Raw genomic sequence first — 21,043 nt, forward strand, 5'->3', positions numbered from 1 at the left:
CACAGCGATCGGACCTCAGCCGAAGAGAGCGGCGGCCTCCTCGTACCGGTGCTGCGGGACGGTGTTGAGCTCTCCGAGCGCCTCGGCGAAGGGCACGCGCACGATGTCGGTGCCCTGCATCGCGACCATCTGTCCCCAGGCCCGATCGACGATCGCGTCTGCGGCATGCAGGCCCAGACGCGTCGCCAGCACGCGGTCGAACCCCGACGGCGACCCGCCGCGCTGGATGTGGCCGAGGATCGTCGCACGCGTCTCGATGCCCGTGATGCGCTCGATCTCCGGTGCCAGCTGGTCGCCGATGCCGCCGAGGCGGGGGCGGTTGAACGCGTCGAGCCCCTTGTCGCTGTACGCCTCCTCCATGCCGAGCAGCTTGAACCCCTCGGAGACCACGACCAACGGCGCCCGCCCCCGCTCGTGGGCGCTCGTGACGAGCTCGGCGATGTCATCGAGCGACATCGGCACCTCGGGGATGCAGATCACGTGGGCGCCAGCCGCCATGCCCGCGTGCAGGGCGATCCAGCCGACATGACGGCCCATGACCTCGGCGACCATGCAGCGCTGATGCGAGTCACCGGTCGTGCGCAGACGGTCCATCGCCTCGGTGGCGATGTTCACGGCCGTGTCGAAGCCGAAGGAGTAGTCCGTGGCGCGCAGATCGTTGTCTATCGTCTTCGGCACCCCGATGACGTTGATGCCGTCCTTCGCGAGCCGATCGGCCGCAGCGAGGGTGCCCTCGCCGCCGATCGCGACGATCCCGTCGATCTTGTGGCCATACAGGGTCTTCGCGATGTTCTCGGCCCCGCCCCGTTCTCCCTCGTAGGGGTTGGTCCGACTCGTCCCGAGGATCGTCCCGCCCACCTTGGACAGGCCCTTCACCTCGTGCCGAGTGAGCGGGAAGAAGTCGCCGTCCACGACGCCGCGCCAGCCGTCGCGGATCCCGACGAACTCGAGGTCGTAGGTCGTGGTCCCCTTGAGCACGATGCCACGGATCACGGCGTTGAGTCCGGGGCAATCGCCGCCGCTGGTGAGAATGCCGATCTTCATGCTGCTGCCTTCACACTTCGGGTTGGTAAGGGGCCGGCGACGCTGCCTGCTTCGACCCTAGCGCCGTCGGCCCGCCGGACGCCATTCCCGCCCGCCGAAAATCGGTCTTCTTACTAAGTGGTTCGGCCAGTTTCGACCTTCTTGAGCAGATCTCTCGTGAATCAAAGAAAATGGGGCTCAAGAAGCATGATTCTTGACGGCACGCATGCGACCGCGATCGGGTCACTCTCCGCCGAGCGCGTCACGAAGGAGATGCATGAGCGCCGCCATCTGCACGGACTCGCTCGCGCTCTCCTCGACCGCCTCGCCGTCGAGCGCACGCGCCGCGAGGCCCTGCTTCTGGTCGATGAGCTCGGCGATCTTCGTGTCGATCGTGTGCGCGGCGATGATCCGCCACGCCGTCACCGGCTCGTCCTGCCCGATCCGATGGACGCGGTCGATCGCCTGCGTCTGCTCTGCCGCCGTCCAGCTGAGCTCCGCGAGCACGACATTCGACGCTGCCTGCAGGTTGACGCCGACGCCCGCGGCAGTGAGCGAGCAGACGGCGATCCCGACCTGGGGGTCGCCGTTGAACTCGTCGATCGCCTGCTGACGTGCAGGGGTGCTCTGGTCACCGCGGATCGACACCGCGCGGATGCCGGCGGCTGCGAAATGAGCCTCCGCCTGATCCATGACGTCGATGTGCTTGGCGAAGAAGACGACCTTGCCGACCGAGCGCTGGAGCTGAGCGGCATAGTCGGCGGCGAGCAGGGCCTTGGCCTGCCCGATCCGGCGCACCATCGTGAAGACGTTGTCGCCGCCGGTGCCGGCCGCCTTCGACTCCTCGAGCTCGTTGTGCGCGACGAGCCGCACGATGTCGTCGTCGATCTCGCCCGGCGCGAGACCGCGATCGCCACGGGCCTCGATGATGCGGCGGTACTTCGCCGCCATCCGCTCGCCGAGCTCACGCTCCGCCGCCCTGATGCCTCGCCCGAACTCGTCATCCAGCTGCACGGGCAGATCGGCGATGAGCTTGTCCGGAAGATCGGCGGCCACGTCCACCTTCTTGCGACGGACGATGCCCATCGAGATCACCGCGTCGCGGGCCTCACCGTAGAACGCCTTGTCCGCGGGCGTCAGCCCGGTCGCATCGAGCTTCTCCATGAGCGCGGGGGCCGGCTTGTCGCCCGTGGTCCAACCGAGGAAGCGCCAGATGGCGTCGAAGTCCTCGACGTCGTTGATCAGCGGAGTCCCCGTCAGGGCCATGAGCAGCGGCGCGCCGCCCGGAGTCTGCTCGCGCACGCGCGAGGACAGGGCGAGCACGTTCTGCGACCGCTGCGAGCTGAGGTTCTTGATGAAATGCGCCTCGTCCACGACCATGCCACGCAGGCCGATCGCCCCGAGCCACGACAGATGACGATCAAGGATCTCGTAGTTCACGATGAACACGTCGGCGAAGGCGTCGATGTCCTGCCCGTCTCCCTGGATGACCGCAGCGCGGCGCTGCGGAGTCCACCGCTCCACCTCGCGCGCCCAGTTCATCTTGACCACGTTCGGCACGACCACGAGCAGCGGATACGCGTCGGCGACCGAGGCCGCGAGGACCGACTGAGCGGTCTTCCCCAGCCCGGGCTCATCCGCGAGCAGGAAGGCGCGATGACCGGCCCGCACGGCCTCGAGGAAGCGTGACTGGTGGACCATCACCTCCAGCCCCTTGGGCGACATGTGGTCGTACTCCGGGACCGGAGGCAGCTCCATGGATGCGGCCGTGCCGCCGGCGCCGGTCTCGAACGCCTTGTACAGCGGGCCCATGAGCTCCCAGCCGTCGAGACGTCGTCGCGGGACGGACGCAGGGCGCGGGGTGAGATCGGGCGCGAGGAACGGATTGGCCATCAGTCGCGACTCGACCGAGGGCGGTGTCACCTGCCTCTCCGCGAGCGCCGCAGGCACGACAGGAGCCTGAACCGGCGCGACATCCGTGATGATGAGCTCCTCCGGCGGGAGCTCGGCGCCCGACTCCAGCAGCCAGTCGCGACGCATCCGCTTGGCGACGGGGCTTGTGGCCTGGTCCGCCTCGAGAAGCTGGATGAGAGAGGTGTCGCGCGCGGCGGTCTTGGCCAGGATCGTCGCCACGCCGTCGAGCCGCTTGAGCAGCTCGGCGCGTGTCCCATCCGGGATCGACGGCTCCGCCTTCACCCTGGCGCGCTCCTCGCGCACGAGGAAGGCGATCACCTGGAACTTGACGCGGTTGGTCGGCCCGAGCTTCCCGCGCTGGGCCTTCGCCTCGATCTCTCGCACCTTGCGCGCGAGGATCGGGATGAGGGGCGCGTCGTCATCGCGACGCGCCGTCTTCTTCCGCGATGCGGCGGTGGACCGCGCGGTGGTCGCCGTGGTCGGCATGCTCCTCCTGAGCGTGGATGCCTCTTCGCCTTGTGGCGAACGGTACGGGTGCCCGCGCCTGACTCGCGTCGAAACCGGCGGGCGGCCTCTGGAACGCGGCGCAGATCACCGGGAACGGTGTACGGCGGGCAGAAGCCTCTCCCATCAGCTTACGGCATGAGGCTGCCCTGCGTCAGCGGATGCGTCTGGAGGGGGCCAACGACGCTCACGACGCCGTGTCGGCGGCGAGCAGCGCCCTGGCCTGCACGATGTCCGCGGCGATGCTCTCCTTGAGCGCCTCGACACCGGTGAAGGCCGTCATCCCACGGAGATGATGGACGAACTCGACGGTCACGTCGTGCCCGTACAGGTCGAGACCGGACCGGTCGATCACGTGCGCCTCCACCTGCCGCTCCGGCACGTCGTCGAAGGTCGGGTTGGTACCCACCGAGATCGCGGCCGGGTGCCGGACGCCGTCGGTGTGGTCGTCGAGCCATCCGGCGTAGATTCCGTCCGCCGGCACGAGCTCGTCGAGGGACGACGGCAGGTTCGCAGTCGGGAAGCCCAGCTCCCGGCCCCGCTTGAGCCCGTGCACGACCGTGCCGCGCACCGAGGGCAGACGACCGAGCACGGCGGCGGCACGTGCGACGTCACCCGCCGCGAGCAGCTCACGGACCCAGGACGAGGAGACTCGGCGGTCCGAGCCCGCCAGGAAGACGTCCTCGACGATGTCGACCGTGAAGTCGTGCTGCGCGCCGAGGCGCTGCAGAAGCTCAGGGGTGCCTGCGCCGCCGCGGCCGAAGCGGAAATCCCTTCCCACCAGCACCGCAGCGACACGGAGCGAATCGACGAGGATCGACCGCACGAAGTCCTCGGCATCGCGCAGGGAGAGCTTCTTGTCGAAGGTGAGCACGAGCGTCGCGTCGACGCCCGTCTCTGCGAGGAGCTCCAGTTTTCGTTCGACGCCCACGACGTTCTCAGGGCACCGGTCGGGACGCAGGATGCTCAGCGGGTTGCGGTCGAAGGTCACCACGACGGTGCGGGCGTCGAGAGCCTCAGCATCGCGGCGCGCTCTCTCCAGCACGACGCGGTGTCCCGCGTGCACGCCGTCGAACTTCCCGATCGCCACCACGGTGCGTCCGAACTCCTCCGGCACCTCGGCCGGATCGCGGAACACGATCACGACCGCGCCTCCGCCGGGCGGGACGGTGCAGAGCCGGAAGGCGCGGGTTCAGACGGGGCGGGACGATGCGTCACGAGCCACCAGATCCCGAGCATCGGCAGGAACAGCGGCACCAGGACATAACCGAGCCCGAACTGCGACCAGACGGACTGGTGCTGGAACAGCTCAGGCGCGATCAGGCTCAGGGCGCCGACCACGAGCACGCCGGTCATCTCGAACACGATCGCGATCCAGGCCGCCACATACCAGCCAGGCCGCCCGGCGAGGACGAGCCCGAGAGTGGCGACGATGTAGACGGCCGCCGCGACCGCGGACAGCGTGTAGGCGAGCGGCGCCTCGTCGAACCGCTGCACGATCTGGACGAAGGAGCGCCCGGTCGAGGCGAGCGCCATGATGGCGTAGACGATGACCAGCACGCGTCCGATCCCGCGCATGCGGGACGTGCCGGAGCGCGATGTCGTCTCAGCGGGATCGATGCGAGGAGAAGCGGTGCCCATAGCGGATCCCATCCTACGGCGAGCGGGCGACAGCGGACGCCGACAGTCCCTCAGAGCGGCGGCGTGGTCCAGATGACCTGCATACGCCAGATCATCACCGCCAGAGAGAGGCCGACGACCCCGAGGATGACCGTGCTCCACCGGGTACGGTCCAGGAGCGCCCACAGCACGCCCCCCGCCGGCAGCAGCACCGCCGAGACGAGGTACACCCAGTACTCCAACAGGTCCCCGAGCGGCGGGTTTCCGGCGAAGGGGCCGACGATCGAGGCGACGACCTGAACGATCAGCAGCACCTCGACGAGAGCGAGAGCGCCGACGGAGAGATCGCTCGGGCGACGCCCCGCGAGCCCCAGGCCGAGGCACAGCAGCCCCGCCACGACCGCGACCACGAGCTGGACGACCGTGAGCCACAGGATCACGGCCTCTCCTCCCCTTTCGACTGCCGCCCCGACCGCTCGGGCATGTTCATGGCGCTCTTCACGTCCTCTCCTCGGGGCTCCACCACGCCGACGAGATCACCCGCCGGGTCGATCGCCGCCGCGCGAGAGCCCGCGACGCGCGACCGCTCCCCTACCAGGCGTTTCCCCTGGCGCAGGTCCCTCGCCTCCTTCTCGGTCACGTCCAGCCGCTCCAGGACGAACCCGGCGGCCTCGGCCGGCGGGAGGATCCGCGCTCCGGCGAGATCATCGACGCCGGTCGCGGCCGCCACGTCGAACGGGCCGACCCTCGTCCGGCGCAGCGCGGTGAGATGCCCGCCGACCCCCAGCGCGTCGCCGAGGTCACGAGCCAACGCGCGGATATAGGTGCCCGAAGAGCAGTCCACGACCACGTCCAGGTCGAGGACGCCGTCGCCTGCGCGAGTCTCCAGCACGGCGAACCTGGAGACGGTCACGTCGCGCGCGGCGAGCACGACCTCCTCCCCCGCGCGCACGCGGTCATAGGCGCGGCGCCCGTCGACCTTGATCGCCGAGACCGCGCTCGGGACCTGGGAGATCTCGCCGGTGAGCGCGGCGACGCCGGCGCGGATCCGCTCGTCCCCGAGGCCCGTCACGGTGTCAGGCGCGGCCTGGGCCACGAGCTCGCCGTCCGCGTCGTCCGTCGTCGTGCTCTGCCCGAGACGTATCGTCGCGGAATAGGTCTTGTCAGCGCCGACGACGAACGTCAACAGCCGCGTCGCCGCCTCGACCCCGATCACCAGCAGCCCGGTCGCCATCGGGTCGAGGGTGCCGGCATGACCGACCTTCCGGGTGCCGAAGGCTCGTCGCACCCGAGCCACGACGTCATGGCTCGTGAGGCCTCCCGGCTTGTCGACGAGGAGGAACCCGGGAGGCGGCGCCTCCGTCCCGGTTGCTCTCGCCATCCCCCCAGCCTAGGCGCTCCGCGGGACGACGCCCGGCCTCTCCTCGCCGCAGAGACGCATCCGTCCGCAGGCCAGCCGGCCGGCGCCGCTGGCGAACTAGGCTGGCTGCGTGCCGATCTCCGCCGCCTCCGACGCGCTGACCCGGCTCGACCGCTGGTACGCGGCGCAGGCCAGGGACCTCCCGTGGCGACGCCCGGAGTATCTGACCAGGTACGGTGCCTGGGGCGTGCTGGTGAGCGAGTTCATGCTGCAGCAGACGCCCGTCGCGCGCGTGATCCCACGTCTGTCGGCCTGGCTGGAGCGGTGGCCCACCCCGGCGGCGCTCGCCGCGGCGTCTCCCGCCGAGGTCGTGCACCAATGGGCCAATCTCGGCTATCCGCGACGCGCGCTCTGGCTGCACGGCGCCGCGAAGGAGATCGTCCGCAGCCACGGTGGGCACACGCCCCGCGACGTCGCCTCGCTCTTGGCGCTCCCGGGGATCGGCGACTACACGGCGCGCGCCGTGGCCGCCTTCGCCTTCGGCGATCGACATCCGGTCGTCGACACCAACACACGGCGCGTGATCGCCCGCGTCGTGCACGGGCAGGAACAGCCAGGCCCACCCTCGCGGCAGGACCTCGCCGACATGGAACGGCTGTTGCCGGAGGATCCTGCCGCAGCGACCGTCGTGAACGCGGCCATGATGGAGCTCGGCGCCACACTCTGCGGCGCCCGCAGCGCGCGGTGCGCGCCGTGCCCGCTGTCCTCCGAATGCGCCTGGCACACGACGGGCCATCCGCCAGGGGAAGACCGGCGACGGAAGCAGGCGACGTACGAGGGCTCGGACCGTCAGGCCCGTGGCGGCGTGCTGCGCGCTCTGCGGGAGGCGCCGACGCACCGGCTGCCGGCGCAGGAGGTCCTTCACGAGTGGCCCGAGGCGGCCCAGCGCGACAGGGCGATCGACTCCCTCATCGCCGACGGGCTGATCGAGGCCCACGGCGGCGATCTCCTGCTCCCTCGCTGAACATCCTCGCCCGGCGCGGTGCGGACGAGGGCCTCAGGAGTGGAAGGCCGTGCGATGCGCGAGAGCGATGAGCTCGCCGCGGGAACGGACGTCGAGCTTGGCGAACAGCCGCCCGACGTATACCTCCACCGTACGCACGGAGAGGTGCAGGCACTCGGCGATCTGACGGTTGGTGCGCCCGTCGGCGATCCGCAGCGCGACCTCGAGCTCGCGTGTCGTCATCAATGGCTCCCATAGCGCGCGGCAGGCGACGGGTGCTCCCGGCTCCTCGGCCGTGTCCGGTACCTCCGCCGCACGGTCGAGGCGGTACTGTGTCGCCGTCCGCCAGGCGTCTGCGCCCGCGTCGTCGAACAGCGCGACGGCGAGCGCCAGATGCCGCTCCCCATCGCATCGCTCTCCCCGGCTCAGGCGCTGCGCGCCGAGCAGCGCCTCCACGCGTCCGCGCTCGAACGGAGAGACGATCGTGCGCGCCTCCTCGGCGAGCACAGAGCGCTCACCGACCCATCCTCCCTCCCCGCTCATCCGGATCCGACGGCGCAGGCGCGCCGCGCGGCGCGCATCGGCTGGCCCAGACGGCTCGTGCGCGCCCACGGGCCCGACCTCGTCGAGGCCGGGAAGACCGAGCACCGGACCGGGTGCGCCTTGGTCGACCCAGAGACGCAGGGCGGCGGCGGCCTCGTCCGCCCGCCCGTGGAGGTGCGCCTCGATCGCCCGATCCAGATGGCGACCCGGGCCGGTCGCCGTCGCGTCGCCCTGGGCGAGCAGGTCGGAGAGATGCCCCGGACGTCCATCGATCGCGAGCTCCAGGCGACGGGCGAGCACGGCGGCGAGGCCGGCGAACGGCAGCGCGACGGGAAGCGACAGCGCGGCCGAGCCCAGTCCGGTGTACGCCAGCCGCAGCCGCCCCGCCCAGGTCAGCAGCAACGCCTCCACCACAACCAGATGCGCCTGCTGCAAGGGGCCGCGTCTGATCCAGGTGAGAAGCGGGTCGCTGCCGCTCTCGGTCGGCGACTGGGCGGCGCGGACGATGCGGAGTGCCTGATCGTGGTCGCCTTCGAGACCGGCTCGCAGCGCCGCGGCGATCACAGCGAGTGGGCCGAGCGGGGCGGCCGGACCGCCCGGCCCGCTCCGTCCGTCCGGCAGCCTGCTCTCTCCCTCCGCCTCTCCGGCCAGCAGAGCGCACCAGGAAGCGAACAGGGCGCCCCGCTGATCGCCCCGTTCACCACGACGGGCGTGCATGAGCCATGCCCTGGCTTCGGACCGTGCGCCGCGTTCCGCGCAGAGGATCGCCGCCGTCCCCGCGATCGCCGGCGACGGCTCCTCTCCGCACAGAGTGCGGACGGCGCCGAGTGCAGGAAGGGTACCCCGGCGCATCGCCGCCGCGACAAGGAAGGCGCCGAGCGCCTCCTGGCGTTCTGCCACGGAGCCGCCCACGACCACGGGCTCGAGGAGGTCGAGCGCGTCGTCGAGCCATCCGCCGCTCAACGCGGCGAGCCCGCCGACGATCGCCGCCCTGCGACGGATCGGGACGCCGCCATGACGGGCGGCCTCGTCCGCGTACCGGACCGCCGTGCGGGCGTCGCCGCGCGCGTTCCGCGCGACGGCGACCTCGAGCAGGTCTCCTGCGCGCGTCGCCGCGGAGTCGAGGTTGCCCTTGGCCTGATGCCAGAGAGCGCGCTCCTCCTCGCCTTCGGCCTCGAAGGCGAGCGCCAGGGCTTTATGTGCCCGCCGCCGCTGAGACGCGGTCGCCTGAGCCTGCGCCCAGATGCGCGTACGTGGATCCACATAGACACGGTCGTCGGACAGCACGCCGCCCGCGACCGCGGCCAGCCTCTCCCATTCGCCGACGCCCCGGCCCGAAGCTCTCCGGAGGGTGCCGAAGCGATCGACGTCGGTCAATGCCACCAGAAGGAGAAGCGGCAGGTCGTCATGGCACGGGCCGCACCGGTCGACATAGGCCGTCACCGACGGCGTGAGCGGCAGCGGGTCGGGCAGAACGCGGTGTCCGCGCCGCTGAGCGTCGCTCAGCGCAGCCAGCACCTCGCCTGCGGCCGCGGGGTCTCCGGCACATCCGGCCAGGACCTCGGCGCGGACGGCGGGCGTCGCCGTGGGCCATGCCTCTTCCGGCCGGTCCGCCCCAGAACGACCGTGCGCACGGCCGTGCGCAGCAGCCTGCGCTCGGTTCAGGTTCGCCGGCATTCGAGCCCCCCGCTCTCGTCGTCGATCGCGTGCGCAGCATAGCAACCGTCCACAACGGCGGTCCTCGACGACCGAGGCCGACCCGCGAACGGGGTCGGCCTCGAAAGGTCTCGTGAGATCAGTCCTCCGGGCTCTGCTCTTCGCGTCGGTAGGGATCGGACTCCCCCGCCGGATGCGCGCCGGACGCGAGCTCGGCGACCTGCGCATCACGCTCGCGCGCCTGACGCAACAGGTCCTCCAGGTGGTCCGCCGTCTCGGGCAGCGCATCGGGGATGAACTCCAACGTCGGCACGAGCCGGACGTTGAGCTGCCGCCCCACCTCCTTGCGAAGCATGCCGGTCGCCGAGGCGAGGGCCGCCCCGCTGGCGACGCGCTCCTCTTCGCTCCCCAGCACCGTGTAGAACACCGAGGCGTGCTGGAGATCGCCCGAGACCCTCACGTCGGTGAGCGTCACGAAGCCGAGACGCGGATCGCGCAGACCCTTCTCGAGACGCTCGGCGAGGATGACGCGGATGCGGTCCGCGAGCCGTGCCTGTCGTTCTCCGGCCATGTCCCTACCCTCTCACTCTTCGCCCGCGCTGAACGCGAGCGCGAAGCCTGAGACACCCTGTGACGACCGTTGGGGCGTCCGCGCCAGCGGACCGAGGCCCCCTAAGGTCGGCACAGGGTGTCTCAGGCGTCACACGAACCGATCAGCCGCGCGGCTTCTCCACCATCTCGGTCGTCTCGATCTCGTCGCCGATCTGGATGTCGTTGTATTTGCCGAGGCCGATACCGCACTCGAAGTCGGTGCGGACCTCGGTGACGTCGTCCTTGAACCGACGCAGCGACTCGATGGCCAGACCATCAGCGATCACGACGCCGTCACGGATCACACGCGCCTTGGCGTTGCGCGTGATCGTGCCGGAGCGGACGATGACGCCGGCGATGTTGCCGAACTTCGAGGAACGGAACACCTCCCGGATCTCGGCCACACCCGACTGGACCTCTTCGAACTCCGGCTTGAGCATGCCCTTGAGCGAGTTCTCGATCTCCTCGATGGCGTTGTAGATCACCGAGTAGAAGCGGATGTCCACGCCTTCCCGGGCCGAGGCCTCGCGTGCCTTGGTGTCCGGGCGGACGTTGAAGCCCACGATGATCGCGTTGTCGATCGTCGCGAGGTTGACGTCAGACTCCGTGATGGCGCCGACGCCGCGATGGATGATCCGCAACTGCACCGAGTCGTCGACCTCGATCTTGAGCAGCGACTCCTCCAGCGCCTCGACCGCACCGGAGACGTCACCCTTGATGATGAGGTTGAGCGTCTCGACCTTGCCCTCTTCGAGAGCACGGGTGAAGTCCTCGAGCGAGATACGCTTGCGCGCCTTGGCCAGCTGGGCGTTACGCTCGACGGCCTCGCGCTTCTCGGCGATCTGGCGAGCCATGCGGTCCTCGTCGGTGACGATGAACACATCGCCGGCACGCGGGACCGAGTTCAGCCCCTGCACCTGGACCGGACGCGACGGGGCGGCCTCCTCGACCGTCTCGCCGTTCTCGTCGATCATGGCGCGCACGCGGCCGTAAGCGGTGCCCGCGACGATCGCATCGCCGACGCGGAGCGTCCCCGATTGGATGAGCACCGTCGCCACCGAGCCACGACCCTTGTCGAGCTTGGCCTCGATCGCGACGCCTCGGGCGGCCTTGTTCGGGTTCGCCGTGAGGTCCAGCCCCGCGTCCGCCGTGAGCAGCACGGCGTCCAGGAGCTCCTGGATGCCGGTGCCGGCACGTGCCGACACGTCGACGAACATCACGTCGCCGCCGTACTCCTCGGCCACCAGACCGTACTCGGTCAGCTGCTGACGCACCTTGGCCGGGTTGGCCTCAGGCTTGTCGACCTTGTTCACCGCGACCACGATCGGCACATCCGCCGCCTGAGCGTGGTTCAGCGCCTCGACCGTCTGCGGCATGATGCCGTCGTCGGCCGCGACCACGAGGATCGCGATGTCGGTCACCTGTGCGCCACGGGCACGCATGGCGGTGAACGCCTCGTGGCCCGGGGTGTCGATGAAGGTGATCGCCCGCTCGATGCTGTCGTGCTCGGTCCAGACCTGGTACGCGCCGATGTGCTGGGTGATGCCGCCGGCCTCGCCCTCGATGACGTTGGTCTTGCGGATCGCGTCGAGCAGTCGCGTCTTACCGTGGTCGACGTGTCCCATGACGGTGACCACGGGAGGACGGATCTCGAGGTCGTCCTCGCTCTCGTTCTCCAGCTCCTGCTCGAGGTTGAGACCGAAGCCCTCGAGCAGCTCCTTGTCCTCGTCCTCGGGCGAGACCATCTGGATCTTGTAGCCGAGCTCGGCGCCGAGGACCTCGAAGGTCGCCTCGTCGAGCGACTCGGTCGCCGTGGCCATCTCTCCCAGGTTGAAGAGGATGGTCACCAGCGTGCCCGGCTGCACGGTGTAGCCGTTGAGCGCCTCGAGCTTGTCCGCGAAGTCTGCGATCGATGCACCGCGGCGGAGGCGGATGGTCTCGCCGTTGCCCTTCTGGACGTTGACGCCGCCGACGACCGGCGCCGACCGCATCTCGAACTCCTGCCGCTTCGCCCGCCGCGACTTGCGCTGCTTGCTCTTGCCGCCGCCCTTGCCGAATGCACCGGCCGTGCCGCCGCCAGGACCGCGGCCTCGACCGCCGCCACCACCGGGACGACCGGCGAAGCCGCCGCCACCGCCGGGGCGCTGGAAGCCGCCGCCGGCGCCGGCGGCACCGCCAGGACGACCGGGGCCGCCGGGACGCTGCTGGAACGGCGCGCCCGGACGACCGCCACCGCCAGGACGACCGGGACGGCCGCCGGGGCCGGGACGAGGGCCGCCGACGCGCGGTGAACCGGGACGCGGTGCCTGCGGGCGCGGGATGTTGCCAGGCGTCGGGCGCTGACCCATCCCCTGCTGCGAGGCGAACGGGTTGTTGCCGGGACGAGGCCCTGCCGGACGCTGACCCATCCCCTGCTGCGAGGCGAACGGGTTGTTGCCGGGACGAGGCGCCCCGGGCCGGGGCGTCTGTCCGCCCTGGTCCTGACCGTCCGGCTTGGGAGCCGCGGCGGGGCCGGGCTTGGGCGCCGCGGAAGACGTCGTCGCCTTCTCGACGGGTGCCGACGGCGCCTCAGCGGCGGGCGCGGGCTTCGGAGCGGGACCCGGCTTGGGGGCCGGAGCCTTCGGGCCGGGCTTCGGCGCGGCGCTGGGCTTCGGCGCGGAAGCGGCACCCGCGCCTGTCGACGGCTGGTCGGCCTCGATCGCCGCGCGCAGCTTGCGCGCGACCGGAGGCTCGATCGTCGAGGACGGGCTCTTGACGAACTCGCCGAGCTCCTTCAGCTTGGCGAGCGCGAACTTGCTGTCGACGCCGAGTTCGGCGGCGATCTCGTGCACACGTGGTTTGGCAGCCACAATTCTCCTGTCTGGGTCGGTCGGCCCAGGCAGGGCAGACCACTAGTCGCGGACGGGTCTCATTTCGAGCCGTTCACTTTGTTTCCATAGCCGTTCAGCCGTTTCTCGATGGTCTGCGTGTCCAGCGGAGCGGACACACGGAGCGCACGGGCGAAAGCGCGGCGCCGCAAGGCGGTCTCCACGCACTCCGGCGCCGGATGCACCCAGGCGCCTCTCCCCGGCATCACCGCGCGCTCGTCGATGACGAGTTCGCCGTTCCGCGCGACCACCCTCAGCAGGGCGGAGCGAGGCGCACGAGCGCGGCAACCGACGCACGTTCGTACGGGTTCCATCTTACACCTCGCCCGCTCGTCGTCGTTCCGTGCCGCCGCGGTCAGTCCATGACGCTGTCGGGCTGGATGTCGATCTTGGCGCCGGTGAGCTTGGCCGCGAGGCGGGCGTTCTGCCCCTCCTTGCCGATCGCGAGCGAGAGCTGATAATCAGGCACCAGGGCACGGACCGCCTTTGTCGACGCGTCCAGCACGAACGAGCTGGTGACCTTGGCCGGCGACAGCGCATGGGCGACGAAGGTCGCCAGATCGGGGTTGTGGTCGACGATGTCGATCTTCTCCCCTGCGAGCTCTTCCGTCACCGCTCGGACGCGACGTCCCATCTCGCCGATGCAGGCCCCCTTCGCGTTGATCGACGGGTCGTTCGCCTTCACCGCGATCTTGGTGCGGTGACCCGCCTCGCGGGCCAGGGCGACGATCTCCACGAGGCCGGAGGCGATCTCGGGGACCTCAAGAGCGAAGAGCTTGCGAACGAGCCCCGGATGTGTGCGGGAGACCGTGATCGACGGCCCTTTCGCACCCTTGGACACCGACGTGACGTAGACGCGCAGTCGCGAGCCGTGGCGGTACTCCTCTCCCGGCACCTGCTCCTCGGGCGGGAGGATCGCCTCGATCGAGCCGAGGTCGACGTGGATCATCCGCGGGTTCGGCCCCTGCTGGACGACTCCGGCGACGATGTCGCCCTCCTTGCCGCGGAACTCCCCCAACACTGCGTCATCGGCGATGTCGCGCAGGCGCTGGCCGATGACCTGTTTGGCGGCGAAGGCAGCGATCCGGCCGAAGTCCTCGGGCGTGGCGTCCTCCTCGCCGACGACGGCGCCCTCGTCGTCCTTCAGCGGGATGAGGACGGCGACGTGACCTGACTTGCGGTCGAGCTCGACACGGGTCCTCTCCGGCAGCTCGCCATCGGCGGAGGCGTGCTTCGCGTACGCGGTGAGCACCGCCTGCTCGATGATCGCCACGAGCTCGTCGAAGGGGATCTCCTTCTCCCGCTCGATCGTGCGCAGCAGTCCGAGATCGATGTCCATGGCCGGCCTCCCTATTCAGCTCTCGTCGCCGCGCACAGACGCGCCGACATCCGTTCCACGATATCGGATCCGCCCTCCGCGCCTGCCGGATCCGACACGACCCCGTCGTCAACCGTCCCGCCACCCGGCAGTATCTCGCCGTCAACCTCTCGTACAGACGCGCCGACGAGCATGCCGGAGGCGTCGGCTCTCCTCACCCGCGCCTCCCCCTCCGCCGAACTCCCACCCAGAAGGAAGATCTCGTTGCACTCCCCCATCCCCAGAACCAGAGACCGCCTCGCTCGAAGGACCATCGCCGCAGGGACCGCCGCGCTCCTGTCGGCGGGGCTCCTCGCCGCCGCCGGTACGCCGGCCTCCGCCGCCGAGGAGACAGACCTCGCCTCCCGGTTCACCCTCGCCGTGCTCCCTGACACCCAGTTCTACTCGCGCTACTCCGCTGACCAGTTCGTCCCCCGCTACGGCACCGACCCGTTCGCGACTCAGACCCGGTGGATCGCGGACAACGCCGAGGCGTTGAACATCCCGTTCACCGCCCATGTCGGCGACGTCGTGGACCGAGTCTCGGTCGAAGCCGAATGGGCCGCGGCGGACAAAGCGATGCGCAACCTGGAGGACTCGGGCAGGAGCTACTCCATCATCGCCGGCAACCACGATGTGCTCAACAGCGACGACCGCCTCATGGACACCTCCTACGATGTCTCGGCGGAGCCGTTCCTGAAGTGGTTCGGCACCGACCGCGCCGCCCGCGATCGCTCTTATCAGGGCAGCGACCCGACCGGGTTCAGCCGATATCACGTGTTCGAGAGCGAGGGCCAGGAGTTCATGGTGCTCACCCTCCCCTGGCGCGCCTCGGACGCCACACTCGACTGGGCGAACCGGGTGATCGCGGAGCATCCCACCCTTCCGGTCATCCTCACCAGCCACGAGGTGCTGAACATCGCCGCCGACGCGGAAAGCCCCCGCGAGACCGAGTACGGCCTTCGCCTGTGGGACAAGCTCATCAGGAAGAACGATCAGATCTTCCTGACCTTCAACGGGCACTTCCACGGCGCCACCCGCCTGACCAAGACCAACGACTTCGGCCATGAGGTGCACGAGGTGCTCCTCGACTACCAGATGGCGTACGAGGGCGGCAACGGCTACCTCGGTCTGTTCGAGTTCGACCTCAGCAACGGCCGGATCAGCGCGCAGACCGCCTCGCCGTGGGTGGTCTCCAAGCCTCATGAGGCGCTGACCCGCTACGACCAGCCGCTCCTGGAAGGCCCGCAGCAGCAGTATCGGATCGACATCGACTTCGCCGAGCGCTTCGCCGGGTTCGCGCCGGGGTTCGGGACAGGGATCACGCCGGATGAGCCGTCCCTGACCCAGCGGGTGCGCGACATCCTGCTGGACGGCTTCGAGGGGCCGGACCCGATCGACACCCAGGCTCCTGGCGACTCCCGCGACTTCGCCGAGGTTCCCGGCACGGTGGCGCACTGGCGGTTCAACGGCCTGGACGGCGTCGTGGGCCCGGATGTGGTGGTGCCCGACGTCGCCGGCGGCAACGACCTGCGCCGGATCGACCCCGCCGCCACCGGTGCGCAGGGCGCCGAATGGGATGACGTGAGGGTCCAGAGCGCGGACGTCCACGGATTCTCCTCCGACGGCGCCGCCGTCTGCTTCGCAGACTCGTCGGCCACCCGCTTCAGCTACCTCTCCACAGCGGCCGACGCCGCGATCAACGACGTCGACCTCAGCCGCGGATACACCATCGAGACCTTCCTCAAGATGGACGCGAGCTGGACGGCGGAACGGAACGGCTGGTCCAAGGCGATCGTGCGCACCGGCAACCGCTCCTGGACCGACATGCCTCCGAGCCGATGGGACTACACCGCCTCGCCGACAGCCCTGGGCATCTCCAACCTGCGCGAGTTCCAGTTCACCAGCCTCTCGGCGGATGCCAGGAAGGGCGATCGGGTCAACTGGTCCGGCGAGATCATGACGGACAGCTGGGCGCACGTCGCAATCGTGAACGACCCCGCCCAGAAGACCACGACGATGTACGTCGACGGTGCGCCGGTGCTCCGCAACGCCCTCGACACCGCAGGGATGACGTGGAACAAGGGCATGCCCTGGATCCTCGGCGCCGACTGGGTGGACGACGCGGCCCGCAACGGATGGAACGGCTGCATCGGCGAGACGCGGATCATCGACCACGCCACCACCGCGGACGAGTGGCTCACCCAGCGTGCCGATCTGTCCGGCCTGACGCTGACGAGCGCGCCGCAGGGCACGCTGCCCTCCGGCACCGAGAGCGTCGCCTTCGCCGGGACGGGCCTCCCCGGCGCAGATGTGCGGCTCGAGGTCACCGCCGACGCCGCGGACGCGGCGGCCCGGGAGGCCGGGAGCCCGGTCTCGGAGGCCTCCGCGGTCGTCGCGGCCGACGGGACCTGGTCGCTCGCCGTCAGCGGGCTGGGTGCCGGCGCTTATGGCGCCCACGTTTCCCAGGCCTTGGGGACGCGCGCGGCGGAGCCGGTGTCGACGAGCTTCGCGATCGCTGAGGCGCCGACCACGCCCACGCCGACGCCCGTTCCGACGCCCGGCGACGGCGCGCCAGGCCAGGGCGGCGCACCCGGTGTCGACGGTCCGGGTCGGGGCGGCGAGCTCGCGACCACCGGTCTGGATCAGACGGTGCTCCCGATCCTCCTGTCCGCCGCCGCGGGCCTGATCGTGCTCGGCGGGTCGTTCCTGGCGATCCGCCGCCGTCACGGCCGACTCTGAGAGAGCGCTAAGGCGGTGGGGGGGGGGGGGGGGGGGGGGGGGGCCGCCCCCCCCCCCCCCCCCCCCCACCGCCTTCCTCCTCCCCGCGGAGAAGTCCTCCGCGGCCTGTGGGCGTGCGGGCACAAGCGACCTGCACGCGGCGATCAGCCCTCGACAAGCGCGTTGACCGCCCCGATCAGCCGGTAGAGCGAGCCCACAGAACGCTGCTCCAGCCGCAGCATCAGCCGCGGCAGATCGACGCGGTCGTGGTCGGCGCGTTCCGGGGCGAGCGGCTCGGTCCTCTCGATCGCGCCCGAGGCGCAGAACCCGCCGAACCGGGCGTTGAGATCGGCCAGCTGCGCATCGGTGACGGGCTGGCGCAGGCGCAGGACGAGCCGGTCCCCCACCCAGCGAAGAGAGTCGTAGTTCCGCCAGAACCCGGTGATCTCCGCCACGGCGGCGTCGACCGAGTCGGTGATCAGGACCCGATCGAGATCGTCCGGGGAGATCACCCCGGTCGGGACCATGTGGCGGTCTACATACTCCTTCAAGCCCGCCCAGAAGGTCCCGCCCCTCTCGTCGAGCAGCACGATCGGCATCGGCTCGGCCTTGCCGGTCTGCTGCAGCGTGAGCAGCTCGAACATCTCGTCCATCGTCCCGAACCCGCCGGGGAGGCACACGAACCCGCGTGACTCCTTCATGAGCATGAGCTTGCGAGTGAAGAAGTACTTCATTGACACGACCTGCGACTCCTGGGTGACGATCGCATTCGCCTTCTCCTCGAAGGGCAGCCGGATCGACACGCCCAGCGACATCGCCGCCCCCGCCCCCTCGGCCGCGGCCTGCATGATCCCCGGGCCTGCGCCGGTCACGACCATCCAGCCCTCGGCCGCGAGCGCGCCGGCCACGTCCCTCGCCTGCACGTAGAGGGGATCATCCTGCCTCGTGCGCGCCGAACCGAAGACGGTGACCTTGGGGACGCCCTGGAACGGCCGGAACAGGGCGAACGCCTCCCTCATCTCGGCGAGAGCGGCGGAGGCGATCTTCAGGTCGAGCCGGTCGGCCCCCTCCTGGCCGAGGAGCACGGCGCTGCGCAGCATGCGGGCGACCAGGCTCCGCTCGGTGCGTACGCCCGCATCTTCGAGAAGCGCGTCGATCTCGTTCTGGAGTCCTTCGGGAAGGGTGAGGTCGCTCATGCCTCCACCTTCCCACGTCCAGGCGCTTCCCCGATTCCCAGGGCTCGCCGGCGATGTCAGCGCGAGGCGAGGAGGGAACGGACCGCGTCGTCCACCGGGAGCGCCTCCCGCTCGCCCGTGCGGCGGTCCCAGAGCTCGACCTGCCCGTCGGCGGCGCCACGGCCGACGACGAGGATACGCGGCACGCCGACAAGCTCGGCATCGCCGAACTTCACCCCTGGTGACACCTTCGGACGGTCGTCGTAGAGCACGTCGGCCCCGGCCTCCTCGAGACGAGCGGAGATCTCCTCGGCGAGGGCATAGGCGGTCTCGTCCTTCCCCGTCGCGACGACGTGCACGTCGAAGGGTGCGACCGACGAGGGCCAGATGAGACCCTTGTCGTCGTTGTTCAGCTCGGCGATGATCGCGAGGATCCTGGTGACGCCGATGCCATACGACCCCATCGTCACCGTGGTGAGCTTGCCGTTCTCGTCCAGCACCCTGAGGCCGAGCGCCTCGGCGTACTTGCGGCCGAGCTGGAAGACGTGACCGATCTCCATCCCGCGCGCGAGCGTCACAGGACCCGAACCGTCGGGGGCAGGGTCCCCCTCGCGGACGCTGGCGATCTCCGCCGTTCCGTCGGCGACGAAGTCGCGGCCCGCGGTCACCGAGTGCGCGTGCTTCTGGTCGACGTTCGCGCCGGTGATCCAGGACGTGCCGTCGGCCACGCGTGGATCGACGAGGTAGCGGATACCGGTGGCCGACTCCTCACCGAGGACCGCCCCGGTGGGCGACCAGGGGCCGATGTAGCCGCGCACGAGCAGCGGATGCCGCTCGAAGTCCGCGTCGGTCGCGGGCTCGACCTCCGCCGGTGCGAACGCGACCTCGGCGCGCTTCTCGTCCACCTCGCGATCGCCGGGGATGCCGACGACCACAAGCTCGCGCGTGCCGTCGAGGTGGGTGAGGGCGAGCACGACGTTCTTGAGGGTCTCTGCGGCCGTGACCTCACGGGCCAGCGCGCGGGTGCTGTGCGCGACCAGCGTCTCGATCGTGGGCGTGTCCGGCGAGTCGAAGATCGTTGCCTTCGGCGCGTCGTCCCAGCCAGTAGCCGCAGGGGCGACCGTGGTGAACGCCTCGACGTTCGCGGCGTAGCCGCCCGCGGAGCGGACGAAAGTGTCCTCGCCGACCGGGGTGGGGTGCAGGAACTCCTCGCTGCGCGAGCCGCCCATCGCCCCGGCATCGGCCTGGACGATCACGTACTCCAAGCCGAGGCGCTGGAAGATCCGCTCGTAGGCGTCCCGCTGGGCCTGATAGGACGCGTCGAGACCGGCGTCGGAGGAGTCGAAGGAGTAGGCGTCCTTCATCGTGAACTCACGGCCGCGGAGGAGACCGGCACGCGGACGCGCCTCGTCGCGGTACTTGTCCTGGATCTGGTAGATCGTCAGCGGCAGGTCCTTGTACGAGGAGTAGAGGTCCTTCACCAGCAGGGTGAAGGCCTCCTCGTGGGTGGGAGCGAGGAGGTAGTCGCCACCCTTGCGATCCTGCAGGCGGAACAGCAGATCGCCGTACTCCTCCCAGCGGCCCGTCGCTTCGTATGCCTCCCGGGGCATGAGCGCCGGGAAATGAACCTCCTGCGCGCCGGCGGCGGCCATCTCCTCCCGGACGACTTTCTCGATCCGGGCTTTGACCCGCAGACCCAGCGGAAGCCAGGCGAAGATGCCGGCGGCCTGGCGGCGGATGTACCCCGCCCGGATCAGCAGCCTGTGGCTCGCGACCTCCGCCTCGGCGGGGTCTTCACGAAGGGTGCGCAGGAAGAAGTTCGAGAGACGGGTGACCACGGGACAAGTCTAGTGACGCGGGGCGCGCCGTCCGCGACCGGACTCACGGATCGGTCGCGGACGAACCCGTCATCTCGCGTCAGTTCAGCGGACGGGTACCCTCCGGGATCACGCCGCCCGCGTAGATGTCCGACGCGACGTCCTGCAGCGCGGTCAGGGCCACCCGCTGCGGCAGCGGCCCATAGGAGATCCGCGCAATCCCCAGCGTCTCGTAGGCCGTCGAGGTGAGCGCGCCGGGCAGCCCGATCACGCTGACCCTGCCGCGGCCGATGCCCTCGACCAGGCGCGTGGTCGTCTCGGCGTCCAGGACCCCAGGAACGAAGACGCAAGTGGCTCCCGCATCGAGATACGCCCGGCCCCGCTCGATCGCGTCGGCGACGGACTCCTCGACCGGGCGCCCTCCGGCACGGACGAACGCGTCGGTGCGGGCGTTCAACGCGAACGGGACGCCCTCATCGGCGCCGGCACGGATGATCGCCTCCACGTTCGCGACGGACTCCGCGAGCGGTCGCAGACGGTCCTCGACGTTCGCCCCGACCACGCCGACGCCGATTGCCCGACGAACGGTGTCCCCCGCGTCGTCGTAGCCGTCGTCGAGGTCGGCGGTGACGGGCACATCGACCGCCGCGGCGATCCGGCCGACCATGTCCAGCATCAGGTCTCGCGGGATCTCACCGTCCGCATAGCCGAAGGAGGAGGCGATGGAATGCCCGGCGGTCGCGATCGCGCGCGTCTCGGGGAGCGCGGCGACGGCCTGGGCGGACACGACGTCCCACACGTTGACGACACGAAGGATCTGCGGGGCGGCGTACAGACCGGCGAGGGACTGCGCTTTCTCTGCGAGGGTGCTCATCCCTCCACGCTAACGCGC

Annotated in this window: 16 protein-coding genes; 2 read left to right on the plus strand and 14 right to left on the minus strand. The window is 70.3% G+C overall.

Annotated elements, in window-relative coordinates:
* Positions 1 to 15 precede the first annotated feature (15 nt).
* The 6 genes from ACP15J_RS03515 to truB form a co-directional block, all read right to left on the minus strand.
* Positions 16 to 1,044, minus strand: a complete 1,029-nt coding sequence (locus ACP15J_RS03515; RefSeq protein ID WP_424935439.1) for a 6-phosphofructokinase — start codon at positions 1,042 to 1,044, stop codon at positions 16 to 18.
* A gap of 222 nt (positions 1,045 to 1,266) precedes the next feature.
* Positions 1,267 to 3,423 (minus strand): DEAD/DEAH box helicase, encoded by a 2,157-nt coding sequence (locus ACP15J_RS03520; RefSeq protein ID WP_424935438.1) that lies wholly within the window; start codon positions 3,421 to 3,423, stop codon positions 1,267 to 1,269.
* A gap of 205 nt (positions 3,424 to 3,628) precedes the next feature.
* Positions 3,629 to 4,585 (minus strand): bifunctional riboflavin kinase/FAD synthetase, encoded by a 957-nt coding sequence (locus ACP15J_RS03525; RefSeq protein WP_424935437.1) that lies wholly within the window; start codon positions 4,583 to 4,585, stop codon positions 3,629 to 3,631.
* Entirely contained in the window at positions 4,582 to 5,019 is a 438-nt protein-coding gene (locus tag ACP15J_RS03530; protein WP_424980877.1) for a hypothetical protein, read from the minus strand. The genes ACP15J_RS03525 and ACP15J_RS03530 overlap by 4 nt, the downstream gene beginning before the upstream one ends.
* Positions 5,020 to 5,132: 113 nt before the next feature.
* On the minus strand, positions 5,133 to 5,501 hold the full coding sequence (locus ACP15J_RS03535) for a hypothetical protein (protein ID WP_424935435.1): 369 nt from the start codon (positions 5,499 to 5,501) through the stop codon (positions 5,133 to 5,135).
* Complete coding sequence (gene truB / locus ACP15J_RS03540) at positions 5,498 to 6,442, minus strand: tRNA pseudouridine(55) synthase TruB (protein ID WP_424935434.1); 945 nt, start codon at positions 6,440 to 6,442, stop codon at positions 5,498 to 5,500. Before truB ends, ACP15J_RS03535 begins: the two co-directional genes overlap by 4 nt.
* Positions 6,443 to 6,551: 109 nt before the next feature.
* On the opposite strand from truB, the gene ACP15J_RS03545 reads away from it, so the two are divergent.
* Positions 6,552 to 7,445: an A/G-specific adenine glycosylase gene (locus ACP15J_RS03545; RefSeq protein WP_424935433.1), complete on the plus strand. Its 894-nt coding sequence runs from the start codon at positions 6,552 to 6,554 to the stop codon at positions 7,443 to 7,445.
* Between the two features lie 33 nt (positions 7,446 to 7,478).
* Here the strand turns inward: ACP15J_RS03545 and ACP15J_RS03550 are convergent, their stop codons facing one another.
* The 5 genes from ACP15J_RS03550 to nusA form a co-directional block, all read right to left on the minus strand.
* Positions 7,479 to 9,644 carry a LuxR C-terminal-related transcriptional regulator gene (locus ACP15J_RS03550; protein WP_424935432.1) on the minus strand — a complete coding sequence of 722 codons (2,166 nt, stop codon included), beginning with the start codon at positions 9,642 to 9,644 and terminating at the stop codon, positions 7,479 to 7,481.
* A gap of 118 nt (positions 9,645 to 9,762) precedes the next feature.
* Positions 9,763 to 10,194 (minus strand): 30S ribosome-binding factor RbfA, encoded by a 432-nt coding sequence (gene rbfA / locus ACP15J_RS03555; RefSeq protein WP_424935431.1) that lies wholly within the window; start codon positions 10,192 to 10,194, stop codon positions 9,763 to 9,765.
* A gap of 142 nt (positions 10,195 to 10,336) precedes the next feature.
* Entirely contained in the window at positions 10,337 to 13,063 is a 2,727-nt protein-coding gene (infB, locus tag ACP15J_RS03560; protein ID WP_424935430.1) for a translation initiation factor IF-2, read from the minus strand.
* 59 nt (positions 13,064 to 13,122) lie between these two features.
* Entirely contained in the window at positions 13,123 to 13,395 is a 273-nt protein-coding gene (locus tag ACP15J_RS03565; protein ID WP_424935429.1) for a YlxR family protein, read from the minus strand.
* Positions 13,396 to 13,436: 41 nt separating this feature from the next.
* Positions 13,437 to 14,420 (minus strand): transcription termination factor NusA, encoded by a 984-nt coding sequence (gene nusA, locus ACP15J_RS03570; protein ID WP_424935428.1) that lies wholly within the window; start codon positions 14,418 to 14,420, stop codon positions 13,437 to 13,439.
* Between the two features lie 243 nt (positions 14,421 to 14,663).
* Between nusA and ACP15J_RS03575 the strand changes: the two genes are divergently transcribed.
* Positions 14,664 to 17,180: a LamG-like jellyroll fold domain-containing protein gene (locus tag ACP15J_RS03575; RefSeq protein ID WP_424935427.1), complete on the plus strand. Its 2,517-nt coding sequence runs from the start codon at positions 14,664 to 14,666 to the stop codon at positions 17,178 to 17,180.
* A gap of 143 nt (positions 17,181 to 17,323) precedes the next feature.
* On the opposite strand, the gene ACP15J_RS03580 is transcribed toward ACP15J_RS03575, so the two are convergent.
* From ACP15J_RS03580 to ACP15J_RS03590, 3 genes are all read right to left on the minus strand, one after another.
* Positions 17,324 to 18,355, minus strand: a complete 1,032-nt coding sequence (locus ACP15J_RS03580; RefSeq protein WP_424935426.1) for a TIGR00730 family Rossman fold protein — start codon at positions 18,353 to 18,355, stop codon at positions 17,324 to 17,326.
* Positions 18,356 to 18,411: 56 nt separating this feature from the next.
* Complete coding sequence (locus ACP15J_RS03585; RefSeq protein ID WP_424935425.1) at positions 18,412 to 20,172, minus strand: proline--tRNA ligase; 1,761 nt, start codon at positions 20,170 to 20,172, stop codon at positions 18,412 to 18,414.
* 79 nt (positions 20,173 to 20,251) lie between these two features.
* A complete protein-coding gene (locus ACP15J_RS03590) occupies positions 20,252 to 21,025 on the minus strand; it encodes an isocitrate lyase/PEP mutase family protein (protein WP_424935424.1) in 774 nt (257 codons plus the stop codon).
* Between the last annotated feature and the right edge of the window lie 18 nt (positions 21,026 to 21,043).

Source organism: Microbacterium sp. S308A+, from assembly GCF_049800815.1.
Classification (GTDB): Bacteria; Actinomycetota; Actinomycetes; order Actinomycetales; family Microbacteriaceae; genus Microbacterium.